16 protein-coding genes are annotated in these 20,635 nt (G+C 39.7%); 3 read left to right on the forward strand and 13 right to left on the reverse strand.

Annotated elements, in window-relative coordinates; genetic code table 11:
* Positions 1 to 73: 73 nt before the first annotated feature.
* From AACW45_RS35840 to AACW45_RS35855, 4 genes are all read right to left on the reverse strand, one after another.
* Positions 74 to 769 (reverse strand): pentapeptide repeat-containing protein, encoded by a 696-nt coding sequence (locus AACW45_RS35840; RefSeq protein ID WP_190630491.1) that lies wholly within the window; start codon positions 767 to 769, stop codon positions 74 to 76.
* Positions 770 to 1,027: 258 nt separating this feature from the next.
* Entirely contained in the window at positions 1,028 to 1,219 is a 192-nt protein-coding gene (locus AACW45_RS35845; protein WP_096642630.1) for a hypothetical protein, read from the reverse strand.
* Positions 1,220 to 1,573: 354 nt separating this feature from the next.
* Positions 1,574 to 2,026, reverse strand: coding sequence for a hypothetical protein (locus AACW45_RS35850; RefSeq protein WP_190630493.1), 453 nt, complete (start codon positions 2,024 to 2,026; stop codon positions 1,574 to 1,576).
* Between the two features lie 70 nt (positions 2,027 to 2,096).
* Entirely contained in the window at positions 2,097 to 2,933 is an 837-nt protein-coding gene (locus AACW45_RS35855) for an FAD-binding domain-containing protein (RefSeq protein WP_190630495.1), read from the reverse strand.
* Between the two features lie 886 nt (positions 2,934 to 3,819).
* On the opposite strand from AACW45_RS35855, the gene AACW45_RS35860 reads away from it, so the two are divergent.
* From AACW45_RS35860 to AACW45_RS35870, 3 genes are all read left to right on the forward strand, one after another.
* Entirely contained in the window at positions 3,820 to 4,080 is a 261-nt protein-coding gene (locus AACW45_RS35860) for a MoaD/ThiS family protein (RefSeq protein ID WP_190630680.1), read from the forward strand.
* 134 nt (positions 4,081 to 4,214) lie between these two features.
* The gene (locus AACW45_RS35865; RefSeq protein WP_190630682.1) at positions 4,215 to 5,609 is read left to right on the forward strand and encodes a TldD/PmbA family protein; all 1,395 of its coding nucleotides are present in this window, start codon (positions 4,215 to 4,217) and stop codon (positions 5,607 to 5,609) included.
* A 236-nt stretch (positions 5,610 to 5,845) separates the two neighbouring features.
* Positions 5,846 to 7,249, forward strand: coding sequence for a hypothetical protein (locus AACW45_RS35870; RefSeq protein WP_190630497.1), 1,404 nt, complete (start codon positions 5,846 to 5,848; stop codon positions 7,247 to 7,249).
* Positions 7,250 to 7,548: 299 nt separating this feature from the next.
* On the opposite strand, the gene AACW45_RS35875 is transcribed toward AACW45_RS35870, so the two are convergent.
* From AACW45_RS35875 to AACW45_RS35915, 9 genes are all read right to left on the reverse strand, one after another.
* On the reverse strand, positions 7,549 to 7,890 hold the full coding sequence (locus AACW45_RS35875; RefSeq protein WP_339381939.1) for a hypothetical protein: 342 nt from the start codon (positions 7,888 to 7,890) through the stop codon (positions 7,549 to 7,551).
* An 862-nt stretch (positions 7,891 to 8,752) separates the two neighbouring features.
* Positions 8,753 to 9,343, reverse strand: coding sequence for a dephospho-CoA kinase (gene coaE / locus AACW45_RS35880; protein WP_190630502.1), 591 nt, complete (start codon positions 9,341 to 9,343; stop codon positions 8,753 to 8,755).
* Positions 9,344 to 9,432: 89 nt separating this feature from the next.
* On the reverse strand, positions 9,433 to 10,986 hold the full coding sequence (cobA, locus tag AACW45_RS35885; RefSeq protein ID WP_190630505.1) for a uroporphyrinogen-III C-methyltransferase: 1,554 nt from the start codon (positions 10,984 to 10,986) through the stop codon (positions 9,433 to 9,435).
* A gap of 212 nt (positions 10,987 to 11,198) precedes the next feature.
* Positions 11,199 to 13,079: an ABC transporter ATP-binding protein gene (locus AACW45_RS35890; protein ID WP_190630508.1), complete on the reverse strand. Its 1,881-nt coding sequence runs from the start codon at positions 13,077 to 13,079 to the stop codon at positions 11,199 to 11,201.
* Between the two features lie 222 nt (positions 13,080 to 13,301).
* On the reverse strand, positions 13,302 to 14,021 hold the full coding sequence (locus AACW45_RS35895; protein ID WP_190630509.1) for a class I SAM-dependent methyltransferase: 720 nt from the start codon (positions 14,019 to 14,021) through the stop codon (positions 13,302 to 13,304).
* A 325-nt stretch (positions 14,022 to 14,346) separates the two neighbouring features.
* Positions 14,347 to 14,598 (reverse strand): UPF0175 family protein, encoded by a 252-nt coding sequence (locus AACW45_RS35900; RefSeq protein WP_190630510.1) that lies wholly within the window; start codon positions 14,596 to 14,598, stop codon positions 14,347 to 14,349.
* A 110-nt stretch (positions 14,599 to 14,708) separates the two neighbouring features.
* A complete protein-coding gene (locus AACW45_RS35905) occupies positions 14,709 to 16,991 on the reverse strand; it encodes a hybrid sensor histidine kinase/response regulator (protein WP_190630511.1) in 2,283 nt (760 codons plus the stop codon).
* A 5-nt stretch (positions 16,992 to 16,996) separates the two neighbouring features.
* The gene (locus AACW45_RS35910) at positions 16,997 to 17,422 is read right to left on the reverse strand and encodes a response regulator (RefSeq protein WP_190630685.1); all 426 of its coding nucleotides are present in this window, start codon (positions 17,420 to 17,422) and stop codon (positions 16,997 to 16,999) included.
* A 17-nt stretch (positions 17,423 to 17,439) separates the two neighbouring features.
* Positions 17,440 to 20,388: a PAS domain-containing protein gene (locus AACW45_RS35915; RefSeq protein ID WP_190630688.1), complete on the reverse strand. Its 2,949-nt coding sequence runs from the start codon at positions 20,386 to 20,388 to the stop codon at positions 17,440 to 17,442.
* Positions 20,389 to 20,635: the final 247 nt, after the last annotated feature.

Raw genomic sequence — 20,635 nt, forward strand, 5'->3', positions numbered from 1 at the left:
ATGTGTCGCCAATATTATTTGAATTGGTATAAGCAAAAATTTCTACTATATTATTAACAACAAAAAAGCACATTCATTGTTTTGCTAAAGCCAAATCACTTTCAATCACCTTAGCACCTTTTAAATTAGCGCCAGCCAAATTACAAGCATAAAAATTTGCTCCTCTTAAATCTGCTAAATATAGATTAGCTCCTGTTAAATCTGCACCAGTGAGGTTAGCTTCAGTTAAATTGGCATAGCTTAAGTTAGCTCCCTGTAGTGAAGCTTCCTGTAAATTAGCTCCCGTAAAATTTGCCCTCATCAGGGATGCTTTATTGAGGTTAGATTTATTTAAATTAGCTTGGCTGAGGTTTGCTGCTGTTAAATCAGCTTGACTTAAATCGGCTTGAGTGAGGTCTGCAAAATTGAGTTTGGCATAGCTTAAATTAATTCCCACCAGTTTCACTAATATTAATACTGCACAACGCAAATTAGCATTCACAAAATATCTTTCGCCAATCGCGTAACGGCGTAAAATTTCATCCGTTGTGACTCTATTTAAAACAACTTGTGATGCGCCTTGATAACACCATTTCGCTTCTAATAGTTTAGCAGCAGTATTAACAGCTATCTCATCGCATTGCGCTATCATCACACCATTACAGCCATCCCACTCACCATTAAGCATTAAGGCTATCTCATTAGCTGTAGAAATAGAGTCAAATAGCAAAACAGATTCTTGATGCGGTTTGAACCAATTATGCCAAACTGTAGCGATAGTATTTGTCATATAGGACTAGTATTTGATTTTTGAAAAAAACTCAGTATACTTTGATTCCTTCTTTCCTGTTCCCTGTTCCCTGTTCCCTATTCCCTCCCCACGCCAATAATTTCAGGAATCAAAGCGGATTCCTATAGTGATAATTTTTGGTAAATTAAGTGACCAAGCACTGCACAAAAACCTACAAAATTGATGCAGCCTTGTACAGCGCCCAGTCACTAATTAGTTACATTTAACTCAACTACAAACCACGGCTAGAAATAAATTCTACGCAGCTGTATCAGAACGTTCAATTTGCTGGCGAATGGTATCAATAGAAGCATTAACGGCAGCTAGTCTAGATTCTAAATCATCTCTGATCCAAGTCAGGAATTTTAATTTCCGCTCTAAGTTAGCTTTGTGAGAAATGGGTTCGCTTCCACAACAGGAATTACCCCAGAAAGGAAACATAGGAAACATAGTTAACCTCTGTATTTAGCTGTTTTAACAGTGCAATTGATTGCCTAACTATATTCTGACGAAATTGCAATGAGCTTGGGGTGAGTAATAACCGACCATTTTTGTACGTATCTGGTAGGCGATCGCAATTCCAAAGTCACCTCGAAAATATGCTATAATTGCTCATCACACCATCTCTGGAACCAGAAAAAGCTAAGGTTGATACTTGCTAAGAAATATTGTTAGGCATCAAGTAAAAATAAGTAGTGCGAGCAGCGTTCGACTGAGCGCTCACGCCGAAGTCTTGCTCGCGCGGGCAAGATGCCCGCACTACAAAAATTAAATTGTTCAACTTATTTTTTTTTACACGACTCCTCAGTCAAAAACATACTTTTCTGCTACCTTCCAATAGCGAGAGAAGCGCTTGAGGTCAATATATCCGTCGTAATCAAAAAACGGTTCTACTTCAAACACTTCTAATTTTAAAGAACGCTCAATTTCATCGCAGATATTATGAAAACGCGGGCTAGGGCTATCAGTTGTTACTACTAAATCAGCCTGGTTTTCTTGCGCAAAAGCTAAAATTTCTTGTGCTACATTACCGCGACGAATTTCTACAGGTAACTCTAGCAAGCATTCATAAATAAACGTTATTCGCTTGAGACTCAGTTGCCATTCTTGGATCAAAGTATCATCCCAAACCCAAATTGCAGGTGCATTTGGGTATTCTTGTAAAGCCGGGTTTTCCGGACTCAAACAGTCGCCGTGTATCCAAATTATTGGGTTAGAGACGCGATTAATCGCGTCTGTACAATTTTCATTTATCATTTGTTTTTCTCACTATGCCCAATGCCCACTCGCCCTGAGCGAAGCCGAAGGGATGCCCCATGCCCAATTTTTATTTCTTCTTACCTTTCTGCCAGCTTTGACTGTTGGGTTTTTTGGTAAAGTCTCCTCTGGGAAATAGGCGTTTTTCTAATTGTTCGTAGCTACCTTCAAAATCACAATTACCGTAGAGAGGACATTGTTGACAATATACGCTTTTTGTGTATATTTCTAAATTTTCGCGGTTGAAAAAATAAGGTTTATGGCTGAAAGTACTGGCTACCCATTGCCATGACATATTATTACTGGCAGGATCGCCATCTAATAAATGTTGTAAAAACCATTTTGCACCAGCTTGCCAGCGAATCCGCCGCCAATGGACAATATAAGCGGCTAACCACATGCGGCTATGGTTATGTAAATAGCCAGTTTCGCGTAATTCTTGACTAAATTTATCGATGCAAAATAAGCCTGTATTCCCATCTTTAATATCTTGGGGTAACTCTGGGGCGTATCCCCCTACGGTGTAGCCTGTTTTGTATTCTTCTTGGTCTTGCCAAATGTTATTTCCTAGCTTGAGATATAATCTTTGCCAGTAATCTCGCCAACCTAATTCATTAATTAGTTTTGTCGCCTCATCGCGGTTTTGAACTTTATGTAAGACATAATCGCGAATTTCTCGCAGGCTCAAAACTCCATAACGGATATATGGTGAAAGTTTAGTGACATCACCTGTTAAAAAATTGCGTGTTTTTGCATATAAGGCTGGTTTAACCTTTTTTAAGGCTGTTTGGGCGGCTTTTCTGCCCCCAACTATCTCGCTGATACTATCGTCGCGTTCTGCGGCTTGGGGGAATTGTTCTTTGAGATAAGCGATTAATTCGTCCCGACTGGCAAATTCACGCTGCATAAGTTATGTGTTTACAAAATTTAACAGTTGACGCTACATATTAAGATAGCGTTGAAAGTCAGCCAGTGGAGTTTGAGAAAAAATATAGTTAGGAGTCGTGTAAAAAGAAGTTGAACAATTTAATATTTGTAGTGTCGGCATTTTGCCCGCGCGAGCAAGACTTCGGCGTGAGCGCTCAGTCGAACGCTGCTCGCACTACTTATTTTTACTTGATGCCTTAGCGTCAAACAGCCTAACCTACAATTACGTATCAAAATGCGGATTGGGATTAACTCTCACTAATGCCCTATGCCTCAAGCGCTTGTTATTACCCACATATATAGAAGCCTGATTGCGTCACCAGGATGAGTAGATTGAGCAAGGGAAGGGGGACAAGGAGTCTCTGACTGTCATCAAATATCAATGTTACAGAGTGTAGTTACACAATTATTGATATTGTTTCCCTATTAATACTGATGTGAATTGTGAATATAAATATCTAATTTTTAGCTAATATTTTAGCTAAAATAATTAGTTTTGTAAAAACTTCTTGTCAGTTCTCGGTTTTTTGTGAATCGCTCTCTAGGTTGAAAATGGGCATGGGGCATAAAAAAACAGATATTCATGTTTAGTTGTGAGATTGTCTGTTGACTGACTAACTTGAAAATAAGCGAGGGCAACAGATACCTAACTACGCCTATAATTTCTCCCCATCAAATCGGATTGCTAGAGAAAAAATTGCACTGAATGATAGATAAAGTAGTATTATATTTCCAAGAAAATTTTAGCTTTTATCATAAAGTCTAAAGCGTAAACATGATTGCCTGTGTAGGTGAAAGCCTCTCAGGAATAATGCAATTTGAAAATCGGAAATCCCCAGATTAGTGAATGGGGAACAGTAAATAATATGTCTAATTCTGCAATTACTATAACCGTCAAGCTATTTGCCGCCTATCAAGAAGCCTGTGGAAAATCAGAACTGGTGTTAGCATTCCCTGATGAAACACCGGTGAGTGCAGTCTGCGATCGCTTAATTGCGGAACATCCAGAATTGAGCAAATGGCGAGATGTTACCCGCTATGGAATTAATCTGATATTTGTTAAACCAGACACTATTTTACAAAATGGTGATGAAGTAGTGTTAATTCCACCGGTGAGTGGAGGTTAATCAACAGTTAAATCATTCCGGTGAATCGCCAGGAACCAGGGAAATTCCTTAGACTAGTAATTGAGTAGCAGATATTGCTCGAATATTTGCAGAAAAATTGCAGTTGGTCATGGTTCATGGTTACTACCTACGAAATGCCGAACAAACTTGCTGATGTCCAAAATTTGCTTGCTGATTTAATTTTCCGTTACTCATCTCGTGTAGATTACTTGATGATTCGCTTAGAACAAGCAGAAGGTACAGATATCTTGTTGCGGGGAGACAAGGTAGAAACCTTGAGCGAAGGGATTTCAATGGGCGGACATATTCGCGCTTGTTATAAAGGTGGCTGGGGACTCAGCTGTTTTAATCGACTGTCAACAATTCAAGAACGGATCGAAGAAGCGATCGCTGCTGCGCGTATGGTAGGCGATGAAGAAACCATACTCGCACCGATAGATCCAGTTCAAACGATATGTCAGCTTCCCCTCACGGGGACAGATCCGCGCAAAATTTCTTTAAGTCAGAAAAAACAATTATGCGATCGCTATTCTGATGTCCTCAAAAGCGTCGATCCGCGAATTACCACAACTTCAGTCCGCTATGCTGACAGCGCCCAAAAAATTATCCTCGCCACTTCCGAAGGAACATTAATTGAGCAATCTTGGGTGGATATGGAAATGCGCTTTGCGGCGACAGCGAGAAACGGCGAAACCGTACAAACCGGGAGAGAAACCACCGGTTCCCGCAAAGGTTATGAAGATTTAACCAATTTAGACACACAAGTTAAGAGTGCAGCCCAAAGAGCGATCGCAGCCTTAACTTTACCACCAGTCAAAGGTAATACTTATACCGTCGTCATCGACCCTATACTTACCGGGTTATTCGTCCACGAAGCCTTTGGACATCTTTCTGAAGCAGACATGGCTTACGAAAACCCAGATTTATTAGAGGTTATGACCATCGGCAGAAGATTTGGCCCCGAAGAATTGCAAATCTTTGATGGTGCTGCACCAGCAGGACATCGTGGTAGTTATTTTTACGATGACGAAGGTACACCAGCCACCACTACCCAACTAATTAAAGATGGTGTATTAGTTGGACGCTTGCATTCCCGTGAAACCGCCGGCAAATTAGATGAAACACCCACAGGTAATGCGCGGTGTTTAAATTATCATTTTATGCCCATAGTCCGCATGACAAATACCTGGATTGAACGCGGTAAAACACCAGTTGCAGACTTATTTACTAACATTAAAGAAGGGGTATATGCGCGTAATTGGTTAGGTGGAATGACTAATGGTGAAATGTTTACCTTTAGTGCTGGCGAAGCCTGGATGATTAGAAACGGTAAAATAGCCGAACCCGTGCGAGATGTCACCCTTTCCGGTAACGTTTTTCAAACATTAGCTGATATTGAAGCCATTGGTGATGACTTTTACTGGGATGAATCTGGCGGTTGTGGTAAAGGCGGACAAAATGGTTTACCGGTAGGTTGTGGTGGCCCCAGTTTACGAATTCGTGACGTAGTAGTTGGTGGCGAAAGTTAAAAAATTTGTAATTCGTAATTATTAATCATTAATTACGAATTACGAATTACGAATTACGAATTACGAATCTGTAAGCTATGCTATTAAGAATAGGGCAAACAAATCCCATGTTTGACTTGTTCGTGCTTTGCGTAAATCCTGTTGTATTTGTATCAGTAATTAACTAACAGAGGGAAAACTGCTCATCAAAATTTTCCCCACTGTTAACAGGATTTAGTGTGAGAGGTAGTTGAACAATGAATAAAACTTCCGAGACGCAAAGCAGCGCCATTCATTCTCTATTGAGCAGATTTAATTTTAGACTTACTAAAAAGACAATCGGTTTTACTTCCTTAATTGTATTTTTCGCTTTACTGGCTTTAGGTGGTTTCTGGTTTACTGGTAGGTATAAATTTACTAATAAAATGCCAGTTAAAATCACAGAATTTTCTAACGCTGATTATCCGGCTAATCCGGCTTTACTCAGCAAAAATTACCAAAGATATGCTAATCGTAAATTAACTATTATCAAAAAAGATGCTACCCGCTTTGATTTTGTACTAGAACCAACAAATAGCAAAACAGCAAAGATAGTTATCAAAAATGTTGACTTGCAATTACTAGTACCTAAAGTACCAGAATGGGTGAAAAAAGATAAAGATTTAGAATTAATAGCTTTAATTGAGCGAGAATGGAACCGACAGCAGGTAAGTTTTCCCGCTAATTCCGAAAATATAGAAATTACTGGCGGCGATGGTTTTGAAACAGAAAATATCACCGAAATTGCCTTAAGTAATAATTGCTTGAATGCTGGGTATTGGGAAGTAGCACTATTTACGAAAGAGGATAACAATAAATCTTTGTACTATCAAGGTTGGTTTACTTTTCCTTTAGGATATTACAAAAACATCTTTGAAAGTAACAATAAAATTTCCTATTGGGATTACTGGTGGCAATTAGAACATTGGCAAGAACCAAGCCATGCTGTAATTAAAAATAATCTCCTGCGAACCGTGATTGATGAAAAACCAGCTAATATCACTTTTCCTTTAGATGAAAGAATCATTTCTGCTGGAGAACAGACGAGAAAAATTAGAACTACACTTACCAAAAACCTGACAACTTGGCGAGATTTTTACAACAATCAACGCGAGATCCAATTTGCAACCTTTCGTGCGCCAGGATTTTATCAACCCACCCAACCTTGGAATACTCAATATTGGCGAATTGGTAAATTTGAGAAAGGTATTTTACGGAATGTGAAGCCTGTGAATAATCCAGTCAATTTACAGGAACTTGAGTTGTTATTTACTGATACCAAAACAGGAGAAAAAAATAAATTATTAATTAGCGGCTTTAACGCGCAAGAGTTACCGAAATTACCAATTTCTGATTATGCTAAAGGCTTATCTATGCCATTGGGTATAGGATTACCGCCATTTATGCAAAGCTACACAGACTTAAACAAAAAACATCCCGATGAGAATCCATATTTTAGCCTGTTGCTAGATTCTCAAAATCGCTGGATTAATCATCACCAATTAGGGGTTGATGGGACAATTATGCATCTAGATAAAGATAACCCAAATCTGCTGCATCTTTACTTACTTTCCTATGAAAGAAATAGCTTAATTGCCCATTTTTTAGTGAATCTTCAATAAACAGCATTTTATCGGGTAGGCAATGCTCACCCGATAAAATTATATATTAATTACCAAACCCTTCGGGCAGGGAACAGGGAACAGGGAATAGGGAATAGGGAAAAACCTGCCCGAATATTGGGTTTAAAGGCACCATTATTTATTTATGAAAACAGATAAAAATATTTGAAAAGAGATGGCGTAAGCCACGAATTTTCAATGCGTCATTATCCAAATCCCCGTTCGGCTGACGCTCACGGAACGCCTAATTTCAATTATGGGGATTCCCCTGTTGCCTGTTGCCCGTTCCCTGTTCCCTTTTAATCAAATCTAACTTTTTTGAGTAACGCCATCCACATATCGGATGGATCTGTATAGTAATCTATTGACTCAACTTTATAGCGATAATTTTGAGAATTTGATTGTAAAATAATGTAATCTTCGGGTTTAATATCTTTGCCTGTTGCGGTCATGTAAGCTTTCATACCTTCGTCAATAATTTCTAAGATGTAATCTTTTCCCGCAACTAATTGGCTATAGTCATGTACTTTATGATTGAATTTTAAATCTTTGCCAAAAGAACGTATGGGTAAGAACACACTGAATAAAATAAAGGTGAAATTAATACCTGTTTTAATTAAAGACATAAGTGAGTTCTCCAATTATTTTTTAACACTAGTTGTTAATAGCATTAACAATCGAAAATTAGACGTTAAAAGCTTTGTTTTTGATAATATCTAATTTAATCAGATATTTCCTCCGATAGTAAAAAATTATTTTTTACAACGAAAATATGATTTTGATGATTAGTCAAAGGCAGAAATTTTTTACTTGGTTTATGCCTACCAAGTAAGTATATTTATGTCTCGTAAAACCTGATGATATTTGGTAATAACTGCTTTAATTAGCAAAAATCACATCTGCAAAAATTAAATTAGATACCGATAAAATCAAGAGATGATTTTATGTATCAGTAAACAAGTAACTGCGGATATATTAGGTAAAACTTCACCAAATATAGCCCGGTTATTTTTATTGCGTATTTGAAAAAGTCAGTACCCGAAAAAATCAATCTTGGGTTAATGAAGCTATATTTTAACCATTGCTTTGCTGGCCTCTGACCCCTATATCATGTCTAATACTAGGGTTAATTTGGTTATATTTAGCTTGATACCCTCAATATAGATGCTCAATTATCCAACAGTTTACAACCTAGTTAATATCTTCGTCTACTGTGAAAATACCAAGATTTATATCAATCTAATCAAAAAATCAGTATATTGCTGGTAAATGTGGTAGAGTAACAGATTTACAATTAATTTTGTATTTTAAGTGACAGTAATTTGACTGTCACATGAAAGTAAAAATGGGAGCATCCCACTTTTTTAATCAATACCCTAGAAGGGTATTGCTACACAAACAAAGCCTGCGGAGGCAGGCTTCGTCTTTATAGCCCCAGGCTTCCAGCCTGCGGGCGTTTTCAAAACTGGAATGCACCCGTAAAAATTAAATTGAATTATTAAATCAGCTACCTTTTATTAAAGCAGTATCTACCTGTTGTAGTAATATTTCTAGTGTAGAGGAATTATCTAACACCACATCTGCGAGAGCGGCTTTTTCTGCAAGAGACATTTGGCTATTAATTCGCGCCTGTGCTTGTTTTTGAGTTAAGTGATTGCGCTGCATTAATCTTTGCAACTGCTGAGATGGAGAACAAGATACTACCCAGATTTCCGTCATTAAATGAGTTAGCTTGGCTTCAAACAGTAGGGGGATGACTAAGACTAATGTGGGTGCAGAAGATTGGGCAATTCCTTGACGAAAGCGATCGCCTACGTAAGGATGAATTATACCCTCTACCCAATTACGTTCCTCTGGACGGGCAAAAATAATTTCCCCCAATTTAGGACGGTTGAGGCTGCCATCTGGGAGTAAAATATCTGTACCATAACGTTGAGCGATCGCATTTAAGATTGGCGAACCTACCGTTACTGCATCTCTAGCATAAATATCTGCATCAAAAATCGGCAGATTATAAGCATTAGCCAAATAATCAGCGACAGTAGTTTTACCTGTGGCGATACCTCCAGTTAAGCCGATGATGCGTTTATTCATGGGGCATGGGGCATTGGTTAAGAGTCAATAGTCAACAGTCAATAGTCAACAGTTAAGAGTCAACAGTCAACAGTCAACAGTCAACATTGTTATTTTGCCCAGATAATTAATGCTTGGGTTAAGCCATCTAGGGTATATTCTTCGGCTTCTACATCAACTCTTCCTAGTAAATCATGGCAGGTTTTTGAGGTTTGGGGGCCGATGGAGGCGATACAAACTCCGGCTAAGACATCTGCAATACTGGGGAATCTGCTATTAATTAATTGGCAGAAAAATTGCACTGTTTTAGAACTGGCAAAGGTAATTATATCTACTTCGTGATTTTTTAGGGCTAATTCTGCAGTTGCGGGAATATTATTAGGACAGCAAGATTGATAAGCGGGAACTTCGATGACTTGCGCTTGCTTTGCTGTTAATTCCTTGACTAAAACTTCTCTGCCGCCACTTTCAACTCTGGGAAATAAAACTTTTTTACCTAATAATTGTTCGGGAAAGTGTTCTACTAAGGAATCAGCAACAAAATTAGGGGGAATAAAATCGGGTTGCAAACCGCGTTTTTTTAAACTTTGGGCTGTTTTCTCGCCAACTACGGCTATTTTCACATTTGCTAGGTGACGGCTATCTTTACCAATTGCGGTTAATCTGTCAAAAAAGTAGTCTACGCCGTTGGTAGAAGTGAGAATTAACCAATCAAAGTCAGTTAAATTTGCGATCGCATTATCTAAGGCTTGCCAACTTGAAGGGGGGCCAATTTCTAAAGTCGGCATTTCAACCACTTTAGCACCTGCGGCTGTCAGGCGATCGCAAAATTGGCTAGATTGTCCCGCCGCACGGGTGACTAAGATTGTTTTACCATTGAGAGGAAGTTGGGAATTAGCTGTCATGGTTGGAAGGATTAACTGCTCTGAGGTTATTTTCTCAGGTTGGAGGTAATTCCGTAGCTTAACTACCTCACCAATGACAATTACCACGGGTGACAGCGATAAACCAGAAGTGATTTCTAAAATATTCCCCAGTTCCCCTGTCCAAATTTGTTGATTAACTGTTCCTGCCCACCGGATAATCGCTATAGGTGTGAGACGCGATCGCCCTTGACGAATTAGGCGATGTATAATTTCTGCAAGATGTTGTCCGCCCATCAAAATTACTAATGTTTCTAGCCTAGATAAGGCTTCCCAGTCTAAAGCTTCTGGTTCGTGAGCGGTTAAAACTGCAAAACAACGGCTGAAAACTGGATCTGTGAGGGGAATTCCTGCGAGTAACGGTGCGGCTAAAGCGGAGGAAATACCCGGTACTACTTCAAATGCACAGCCAGCCGCTTTTAAAGCCTGAATTTCCGCCGTACAGCGCCCAAAAATAAACGGATCGCCTGATTTCAGTCTCACAACTTGTTTACCCTGCTGACAGTAGTTGACTAATAACTGATTAATCTCTGCTTGGGGTGTACTGGGTTTACCGCCACGTTTCCCCACATCTAACTTGAGACAATCAGCAGCGACGCGCTGCAATAATTGCTCATCTACTAGGGCATCGTATACCAATACCTGCGCTTTTTGTAAGAGATAATCGGCTTTTACTGTTAGATATGCTACATCTCCCGGCCCCGCACCCAGGAGGTAAACTTTACCCGTTGTGTTAGTCATTAGTTAGAGACGCGATGAATCGCGTCTGTACAATTGTCATTGATCATTTGTGATGCTAATACCAATTCTCTGTAAACTTGCACTTAATAATTGCTTCTTTTCTCTTGGCGTTCTTGGCGGTTAATTAAATATTAAATGCATCATCATAGCGAATTGGTATTATTATATCCCTGACTTTTTCAAGAAGTCGGAGATCTAGCAACTCAGGAAAATTAAGCGCCTAACATTTGTAATTGATGTAATGTAGCGTACATACCCCCTTGATGAACTAATTCTTCATGGCTTCCTTGCTCAATAAGTTCGCCACGTTTCAACACAAAAATGCGATCGACGTTGCGAATTGTTGATAAACGGTGAGCGATAATAATCGCGGTACGTCTTACCAAAAGTTTATTTAATGCTTGCTGAATTAAAGCTTCTGTACCCACATCTAAACTAGCGGTGGCTTCATCTAATACTAAAATTTGCGGATTGCGAATGGCAGCACGAGCAAAGGCTAAAAGCTGCTTTTGTCCGCTCGAAAGATTTGTTCCTCTTTCTCTTAGTTGTGTATCATATCCTTGGGGTAATAGTTCAATAAATTGATCGATATTTGTTTGTTGGGCTGCGGTTTGAATTTCATCAAAACTGTAGTTATCGCCCAGGGTAATATTACTTTTAACATCACCAGCAAAGAGAAATCCTTCTTGTAAAATTACAGCTAAATAACGGCGTAATTCTGCTTGTGGTAAGTCGCGAATATCGACACCATCAACAAGAATTCTTCCTTGGGTGGGTTCGTAAAGACGACATAAAAGACGAATAATCGAACTTTTACCTGCGCCTGTAGGGCCGACTAAGGCAATTTTTTCGCCGGGACGAATGGTAAAATTTAAGTTTTTAATGACGTAATCATCATCTTTATAAGCAAACCAAACATTTTCAAAGCGGATTTCGCCTAATTCTGGTGTAGGGTTAGGATTGGGGGATTCTAGATTCGCTACTACTTCATCTATGAAACCGAATTTGGCATCATAAATAGAGATGCGAGAATTATAGCGATCGCGAATTTCTATCGGTTCGTCTAAAATATTGGTAACTCGCTCAATCGCCGTAAAACCTGCTTGAATTACGGTGAATTTTTCGGCAAAGTTACGCAATGGGTCAAATAATTGTTGGGCATATAACACAAATGAAGATAAAATCCCGAAGGTAATTGTCTTACCCAGCAGTAACGAACCACCTAAAACTAAAACGCCGGCGATCGCTACTAAGCTAATCCATTCTAAAATAGCGGAAACTGCGGAATCATAAAAAATTGTTCTATCGATTTGATCCTTGTAACGTTCGTTAGTTTTACGAAACAATTGTCCATTAAATTTTTCGCGGCGGAATAGTTGAACTATATTAATCCCAAGAATATTTTCCTGTAGCTGAGAATTCAGCATCGAAAGTTCTTCTCTAGCTTTGTAGTTAGCTTGGCGATACTGCTTTTGTAAATAAACAATTACCAAGCTAATGGGTAATAAAATTACCAACAATAAACTTGCTAATTCCCATTGCAGAGAAAACATTAAACCAATAATCACCAGCATGGAAAATAAATCGGAGACAATCCCGACTGCGCCGGTAGAAAACACATCTCCCAAAGCTTCTACATCACTGGTGAGTCTGGTAATTAATTTACCAATAGGCGTGCGATCAAAGAAACGTACAGATAAAGATGTTACGTGATGGAATAAATCGTCACGAATTACTGCTGTGATGTTTTGTCCTAGTTTCTGTACGAGATACCCTTGATAACCAGTTAATATCAATCTGATAATAATCGCTACCAGTAATAAACCTTCTAAAATGTTTAACCCTTGCATTAATGGACGATTTTTAAGAAATTCGTAAACGCTAGGTTCTTGACGAATTAAAGAAATTGCTTGTCCAATGATGAGTGGCTGTACCGCATTAGCTATAGCGATGGGTACGAGTAAAAGCATTGACAGCGCTAGTAATTTTCCATGACGGCGGGCGTATGGTACTAAGCGTAAAAATAACCGCCAGTCATTGTCACGCCGACGGTATTGTGTGTCAGATTTTTTGAGGGATGGGTAGGTGCTCATAGTAGAAGCATTATATGAAATACCTACGCTTTTTGCTACTATCCTAGAGGGGAAGAGTCAATGGTCAATGGTCAATGGTCAATGGTCAATGGTCAATAGTCAATAGTCAATGGTCAATAGTCAATAGTCATTTGTTAGAGACGCGATTAATCGCGTCTGTTGTTATCGATCAAAATTTGCTGTGTTTAATTTTGAATTTTGAATTTTGAATTTTGAATTGAATCAAAATTGCAGCTTATATAAATTAAACAATTCTCCTGATTGACGCGAGAGAATTTTAGCGTTAGTGGCTTTAATTGTTGTTTCCCACTCAGCTAGGGGTTCTAAAAAGACTTCTGCACCTAAATAAGTTTCCAGCACCGCCCAATCTTCTGCTAGTGGCTGTTCGGGGTTGAGGATGTCAAAGACGAAGATTCCGCCGGGTTTGAGAACTCGCTTGGCTTCTTGCAATACAGCTTTCCAGTATTCTAGGGGAAAATAACAGCTAAATCCTGTAGCGATCGCTAAATCAAATTGATCTGCGGCATACTTTAACTGATGCGCTGCGCCTAACTCCACTCCCTTAAATAGCTTAGAATTTAACTGCGAACCGCGAGAATTCAAGGTATCTCTGGCAAAAATACTAATTTCCTGCCCGTAAAAGTATGCTTGCCAATCGCGCCAAGGATAAATTAAAAAGCTGACACCACAGCCAATATCTAAACATTGCTGATTTTTTTGCGGTTTGGCGATTTCCCAGAAGCCAGAAGCAATCCTTCCTGGTAAAGTACCAGTAATCCAATCTCGATATATTGGCATTTCTTGGACTTCGGCTGGTAAGTCAAAGGGTTGATTTTGATATTCCTTGTTAAATCTCAATGCAACTTGGGCGATTCTTTCTTGCCATCTATCTGGGTTATGGTTAGGGAGGTTGAAAGGTGTCGGGGAAGGCTTTTTAGACATTAGGACTGTACTAATTTTCTCTCATTTTAGTCAAGTTTTAGATAATTGTAGGTTGGGTAGAGCGTCAGCGAAACCCAACAAAACCGCTTTGGTGTTGGGTTTCGTTCCTCAACCCAACCTACATCCACTACTCTTGGCGTTCTTGGCGTCTTGGCGGTTCAATAAATTAAGCTTTTTGGCAATTTTTGCGTAAGTTCTGTTCTAGTCTAAACAAAGTCCTAAAGCAAACCTAAATTGCAATTAGTTCTTTTCTCCAGCATCTCTTAACACTGCATCAATGAGGCTAGGTCTGATATAAATTCCATTAGTGCATAACTGCTCAATGTTAATCATCGCGCAATTCGTCGGTGATTTGGTCATCATCTAAGTTGATAACCGGGATTTGCAAACGCCCTAGTTCGTACATGAATTGAAGTTTGTTCATACTGCAAAAAGCGGCTGCTTTACCAAGGGATAGTCGCCTTAGCTCAAATAGTTTGACTGCGAGTAAAAATGTTAGTTCTGCTTCTAATGCTTGGGGTGATTTACCGGAGGTAATCAGTAATTCATCGGGATAGTGAAGGGATAGAATATGCATAATTCGCCTCTGGTTTCTTGATTTCTCATTCTTTTTTGATTATGGCTTACACCGCGATCGCTAAAATAACTACAGCAGCCAAAATTAACCAGTGAGTTCTACAATAGCAATCAAGCCATGACTTGCTGTAACATCAGCAATAATTCGTTGATGGTGTAGGGTTTGGGTAGAAATGTGGTGACGCCAGTACTGGCTAAGGCGGCAATTTTTTGCTTAGAAATCAAGCCACTGGTAGCAATAATTTTGACGTTGGGGTTGATTTTCTTGAGGGTGCGGATGGCTGTGACGCCATCGAGGGAAGGTAGCATTAAGTCTATGAGGACTACGCTAACGCAATCTATATGTTTAGCATAAACTGCGATCGCTTCAATGCCATCACTGGCTAAAATGGTTTTGTAGTTATGGGTTTCTAGGGATGTTTGCGTAATTTCTTGAATTGCTGGTTCATCATCTACAATCAAAATTGTCTCCCCTTGGGCGTTTACCACTTGCGGCTCATCTATTTGATGGGTTTCTATCCCTTCAATGGCTGGTAAATAAATTTGAAACCGCGTTCCTGCATTTTTTTCGCTATATACAGTCACAAAACCACCGTGGCTTTTGACAATTCCTAAGGCTGTGGAAAGTCCTAAACCTGTACCTTGTCCGACTTCTTTGGTGGTAAAAAATGGCTCAAAAATTCTATCGAGATTTTCATCAGGAATACCTATGCCTGTATCGCTGACTGTAATCACAATATAAGGGCCTACTTTGGCTTCTAAGTTCATCTGGGCATAGTTTTCGTCAATAAACAAATTTTTGCCAGAGATGGTTAAATTACCACCATTTGGCATAGCATCGCGGGCGTTAACACAGAGATTCATTAACACTTGATGGATTTGCGTACTATCGCCGGAAACTATCCATAAATCGTTGGGAACATCAACGGAGACTTGAATGATTCTTGGTAATGTTTCTTTTAAGACTTTAGAAATTTCTACAATTAGATGTCTGATTTGCAGATTAATTCTTTTACCTTCTACACCCCTAGCAAAGGATAATACCTGCTTGACTAAATCAGCGCCGCGTTTGGCGTTAATTTCCAGAATTTCTAATAAATGGTGAGTGCGTTCGTCAGCATCGGGAAATTTCAGGGGTAGTAGTTGCGCTCCGGCTAAAATTGGTGTGAGGATATTATTTAAATCGTGGGCAATTCCACTCGCTAAAGTACCAATACTTTCTAATCTTTGAGCGCGGAATAATTGGGCTTCTAAGCGTTTTTTATCTGTAATATCTGTGTCTACGGTGAGGATGGATTTGGGTTTACCTTGTTCGTCAATAACTAAACTCCAACGACTAGAAACTAAAACATCTTTCCCGGTTTTGGTGACTTTAGTTAACTCGCCTTCCCACTTACCTTGACGGATCACAGTTAACAGTGCGGCTTCAATTTCTGATGCTTGTTCGTCAATATACAACACTTCGCTAGCGTTTTTACCTAGAATTTGGGCTGCTGACCAACCGTAAAGCTTTTCTGCGCCTTTGTTCCAGAATAAAATTTTATTTTGTAAATCGCGGACAAGAATAGCGTCGGTAGCAATATCTAATAATGCGGCTTGTTCGCGAATGGTTTCATTATCTAATTTGCGCTGTTCTAGGGCGGCTTGTTGTTCGCTAATATCAATACAAGCACCGGTGATCCCTATTACTTGTTGGGATTCGTTGCGCAATGGTTCTATGGTGCAGTCGTAATATTGAGTTCCTTGGGTTGTTGTCAGAGATACTTCTTTTCTTGTCCCGACATTTGTGACTAATACGCCGAGTTTTAATGCTGTTAAATATTGGGCGGTTTCTAAGGGAATTAATTCTGAATCTCTTTTACCTAACATTTCTTCGGAGGTTAAACCAAAGCCGGGGTTATAAACCCAGGTATAACGTAATTCTTGGTCTTGGTTAAAGACAAAAATTGGGGAATTTTTTAAGGCGACGCGGAAACGTTCTTCACTATGTCTTAAAGCATCTTCAATGCGTTGGCGTTCGATAGCATAACGCATGGAACGAACTAATAAATCACCTGTAACTTGTCCTTTAATTAAATAATCTTGTGCGCCTTCTTGCATGGCTCTTAAGGCTAAATTTTCATCAGCCATTCCCGTTAAGACAATAATCGGTATTGATTTGACTTGATGATGAGCGCGAATAAAGGTTTCTAATCCTTGACTATCTGGGAGAGATAAATCTAAGAGCATGACATCAAAATGTTCTTGCAGTAAATAATTTAATGCTTCATCAAGTTGCTCAACTGGTTTTAATTCGACTAAAGTTGGGGTAACATCCTGTAAAAATTCTTGTAATAATAGGATATCACCGGGGTTATCTTCCACTAAGAGAACTTTGATAATTTCTCCTGTCATTATTATTACTCCGGTGGGAGTTTGACGATCGCAAACCAAAAGTTTTCTATAGTCCGGATAATTCTCACAAATTGATCGAAGTCAACAGGTTTGGTAATATAACAGTTGGCTGCTAAATTATAGGCTTTAACAATATCTTCTTCGGCTTGAGAGGTTGTTAGCACAACTACAGGAATTCTTTTGAGATGTTGGTCGCTTTTAATTTCTGCTAAAACTTGCCGACCATCTTTTTTAGGTAGGTTTAAATCTAGTAGCACAATATCGGGATGTGGTACTGTAGCATATTTATCTTGTTTGCGTAAGAACGCCATTGCTTCTACCCCATCTTCTACAACACTGAGATTCACGGAAATTTTGCTATCTTCTAAGGCGATGCGTGTGAGTTGCGCATCGCCTGGATTGTCTTCGACTAACAAAACCTCGATAGTCATAAGTAGAGAGCGATCGTTCACGGTTGCTTTCCTGTTTCCTCTGGAATGGTAAAGTAGAAAATCGAGCCTGTCCCCGGTTTCGACTCCATCCAAATGCGCCCACCGTGGCGTTCTACGATTTTCTTACAAATTGCCAGACCAATTCCAGTACCCGGATACTTACTTCGACTATGTAACCGTTGAAAGATGACAAAAATCTTTTCAGCATACTGAGATTCTAAACCAATTCCGTTATCGCGGAATGAGAATAACCATTCTGCTGCTAAAGAATTGTGGTGAGAATTTTCGGGATTTGATTCTATGGTGTTTCTGGTAGCTGTGATGTAAATTTGCGGGGGTTCCTCTTGGCGGAATTTAATGGCATTGGCTAGCAAGTTTTGAAATACTTGAATTAATTGGCTGTTATCGGCAACTACTTGGGGGAGAGGTTCGGCGGTAATTGTGGCTTGACTTTCTTGAATGGCGATTTGCAAATTAGCGATCGCTTTTGCTAACACCGTATTACAATCAACTAATTTAAATGGTTGGGCCCTGGTACTGACGCGGGAATAATTTAATAAATCGTTGATTAAGGTTTGCATCCTCTGGGCACCATCTACAGCATAGTTGATAAACTCATCGGCACGAGCATCTAATTGATTTTTGTACCGCCGTTCTAGGAGTTGTAAATAACTCGTCACCATGCGTAATGGTTCTTGTAAGTCATGGGATGCAATATAAGCAAACTGTTCTAATTCGCTATTAGAACGCCCTAGTTCTTGAGCTTGGCGGGTTTCTTGTTCTAAAAGTTGGGCTTGAGCTAAAGCAATTCCGATTTGGTTGGCTAGTTGTTGGAGTAAATCTAGTTCAGAACTTTGCCATTCTCGCGGACTATGACATTGATGGGCGATTAACAAACCCCAGACGCCATCTCTAATTAATATGGGTACAACTAGGTTAGCTTGGACACTATATAGCTGCAAAAATTCCCGGTGACAGTCGCTAATATTTGCTTTAGCTACATCTGTAATTGTGCTGACTCTGCCTTGACGATATTTTTCTAAGTAATTTTCCTTAAAGCAATGGTCGTCAATAGTTTGTCCCAAGGTGACAGTCAAGCCAGGTAACACCGCTTCTTGTACTACTGTACCCGAACCATCTGAGGATAGGCGAAAGATTAAGACTCGGTCAGCATGAAGGAGTTTTTGAATTTCCGTGACTGTCGTTTGCAGGATATGATTTAATTGTAAGGATTCGCGAATTTTGAGGGTAATTTCTGAGAATAATTGCGATCGCCGATTTTGGCGTTTAATTTCTTCTTCGGCTCGTTTGCGATCGTCAACATCGGTATGGGAACCTACCATCCGCACGACATTACCCGCATGATCCCAGAGTGCTTGTCCCCGATCTAAAATCCATTTATAACTGCCATCTTTACATTGGACGCGATGCTCGGTAACGTAATAAGGTGTTTTTTTAGCAAAATGCTCCTGAATCGCTTTTAATACCCAATCTAAATCGTCAGGATGGACTCGTTTAGACCATTCCTCTATATTATTGGCGATTTCATGGTCTTGATAACCGAGCATTTCTTTCCAGCGAGGAGAAAAGAATACCTCATTTGTTTGCACATTCCAATCCCAAATGCCATCATTATTACCATGTAAGGCTAATTGCCAACGTTGCTCGCTTTCTTGTAACGCCTGTTCTGCTCGCTTACGGGCGGTGAGGTCAAGGGTAACACCAATCATCCGCGTAGGAATACCAGTATTATCGTATATACCAACACCTCTAGCTAATATCCAATGAACGCTACCATCCGGCCAAATATTGCGGTATTCTGCCTCATAATCGCCATGCTTGACAAGCGCTTGTTGCACAGCATTTTGCATGTAAGCGCGATCTTCAGGATGAATGCTTTCTAATAATAGCTCGTAGGTAAATTCATAGGACTCTGGTAAACCAAAGTTAGCTTTGCACTGCTTTGATGTAGATAACTGGCCTGTAGCTAAGTTTAATTCCCAAGAGCCAAGTTTAGCAGCTTCTAAGGCGACTTTTAAACGGCGATCGCTTTCTTTGAGAGCAGCTTCTATCTTTTTCCTGGTGGTAATATCTCTGGTAAAACATCGCGTATGGATAAACTTGCCATTTTCCCAGAACACGTTAGAGTGAATTAATACATAACGAATCGAGCCATCCTTGCAACGCAATCGGGCTTCATAGTTCTGTAGAGTTTCATTTCTGCCCAATCTTGCCATAATATCTTCAATTACATGGCGATCCACATGAAACTCAGTGATAGAATGCCCAATATACTCAAAGCGACTGTAGCCTAAGAGGTCAAGTTCTGCCTGATTTGCCCAAATAATTGTGCCATCAGCCTTTACCCAGTGCATCCCGACTGTCGCATTCTCTACAAAATCTGTGAGTTTTTGCTGACTGCGGCGCAAAGCAACTTCTACCTGCTGTTGTTCCGCAGTCTTACGAGATAATTCAGCTACATGACGCCTTAGTTCTAATTGGTCGATTACCTGACGCCCCAGGGCTTGAAGTGCTTCTATTTGTTGCTGATTCAGTTCTCGCGGCACATTATCAATCACGCAGAGAGTACCGAGAATATCACCTTTAGGAGTAACTAACGGCACACCCGCATAAAACCGCACAAAGGGATAGTCAACCACCACCGGATTTTTTGCCAACTCTGCATCAGCAGCAGCATCCGATATCACTACGATTTCTTTTCTTTCTAAACACAGGTAAGATAAACCCACATTTCGGGGCATTTCCGGTACATCTATACCTAGTTTGGCTTTAAACCACTGACGGGTTTCGGCAATAAAATTAACTAAAGCTATGGGAGTACCACAAATAAATGCAGCTAACTTAGCAATATCATCGTAGGCTGTTTCCGCTTCTGTATCGAGAATTTGATACTGATGTAAGGCTTCCAGTCTTGCTACTTCGCTGTTAGAAAACACAGGCCTGATAAATTTTTGATGAATCTATCTTTAAGTATATCTTTGGGCATGGGGCATCCCTTCGACTTCGCTCAGGGCAAGGGGGCATCCCTTCGACTTCGCTCAGGGCAAGGGGGCAGGGGGAGGAGAGAAAAATTTGATTAAATTACTTGGATAATTGTTTGTTTGATTGGAATCAACACAACATTGATTGCGATAAATACAACATTGATTGCAATCAACACAACATTGACTGCAATAAATACAACGTTGATTG

The sequence above is a fragment of the Calothrix sp. FACHB-168 genome (genome assembly GCF_963889195.1).
Lineage (GTDB): Bacteria > Cyanobacteriota > Cyanobacteriia > Cyanobacteriales > Nostocaceae > Aulosira > Aulosira anomala_A.

Excerpts from the sequence above, each read along its gene's own strand:
- coaE (WP_190630502.1), bottom strand. The coding sequence starts at position 9,343 with ATGAATAAACGCATCATCGGCTTAACTGGAGGTATCGCCACAGGTAAA.
- AACW45_RS35855 (WP_190630495.1), bottom strand. The coding sequence starts at position 2,933 with ATGCAGCGTGAATTTGCCAGTCGGGACGAATTAATCGCTTATCTCAAA.
- AACW45_RS35865 (WP_190630682.1), top strand. The coding sequence starts at position 4,215 with ATGCCGAACAAACTTGCTGATGTCCAAAATTTGCTTGCTGATTTAATT.
- AACW45_RS35870 (WP_190630497.1), top strand. The coding sequence starts at position 5,846 with ATGAATAAAACTTCCGAGACGCAAAGCAGCGCCATTCATTCTCTATTG.
- AACW45_RS35895 (WP_190630509.1), bottom strand. The coding sequence starts at position 14,021 with ATGTCTAAAAAGCCTTCCCCGACACCTTTCAACCTCCCTAACCATAAC.
- AACW45_RS35860 (WP_190630680.1), top strand. The coding sequence starts at position 3,820 with ATGTCTAATTCTGCAATTACTATAACCGTCAAGCTATTTGCCGCCTAT.
- AACW45_RS35840 (WP_190630491.1), bottom strand. The coding sequence starts at position 769 with ATGACAAATACTATCGCTACAGTTTGGCATAATTGGTTCAAACCGCAT.
- AACW45_RS35905 (WP_190630511.1), bottom strand. The coding sequence starts at position 16,991 with ATGACAGGAGAAATTATCAAAGTTCTCTTAGTGGAAGATAACCCCGGT.
- cobA (WP_190630505.1), bottom strand. The coding sequence starts at position 10,986 with ATGACTAACACAACGGGTAAAGTTTACCTCCTGGGTGCGGGGCCGGGA.
- AACW45_RS35850 (WP_190630493.1), bottom strand. The coding sequence starts at position 2,026 with ATGATAAATGAAAATTGTACAGACGCGATTAATCGCGTCTCTAACCCA.
- AACW45_RS35845 (WP_096642630.1), bottom strand. The coding sequence starts at position 1,219 with ATGTTTCCTATGTTTCCTTTCTGGGGTAATTCCTGTTGTGGAAGCGAA.
- AACW45_RS35910 (WP_190630685.1), bottom strand. The coding sequence starts at position 17,422 with ATGACTATCGAGGTTTTGTTAGTCGAAGACAATCCAGGCGATGCGCAA.
- AACW45_RS35900 (WP_190630510.1), bottom strand. The coding sequence starts at position 14,598 with ATGCATATTCTATCCCTTCACTATCCCGATGAATTACTGATTACCTCC.
- AACW45_RS35890 (WP_190630508.1), bottom strand. The coding sequence starts at position 13,079 with ATGAGCACCTACCCATCCCTCAAAAAATCTGACACACAATACCGTCGG.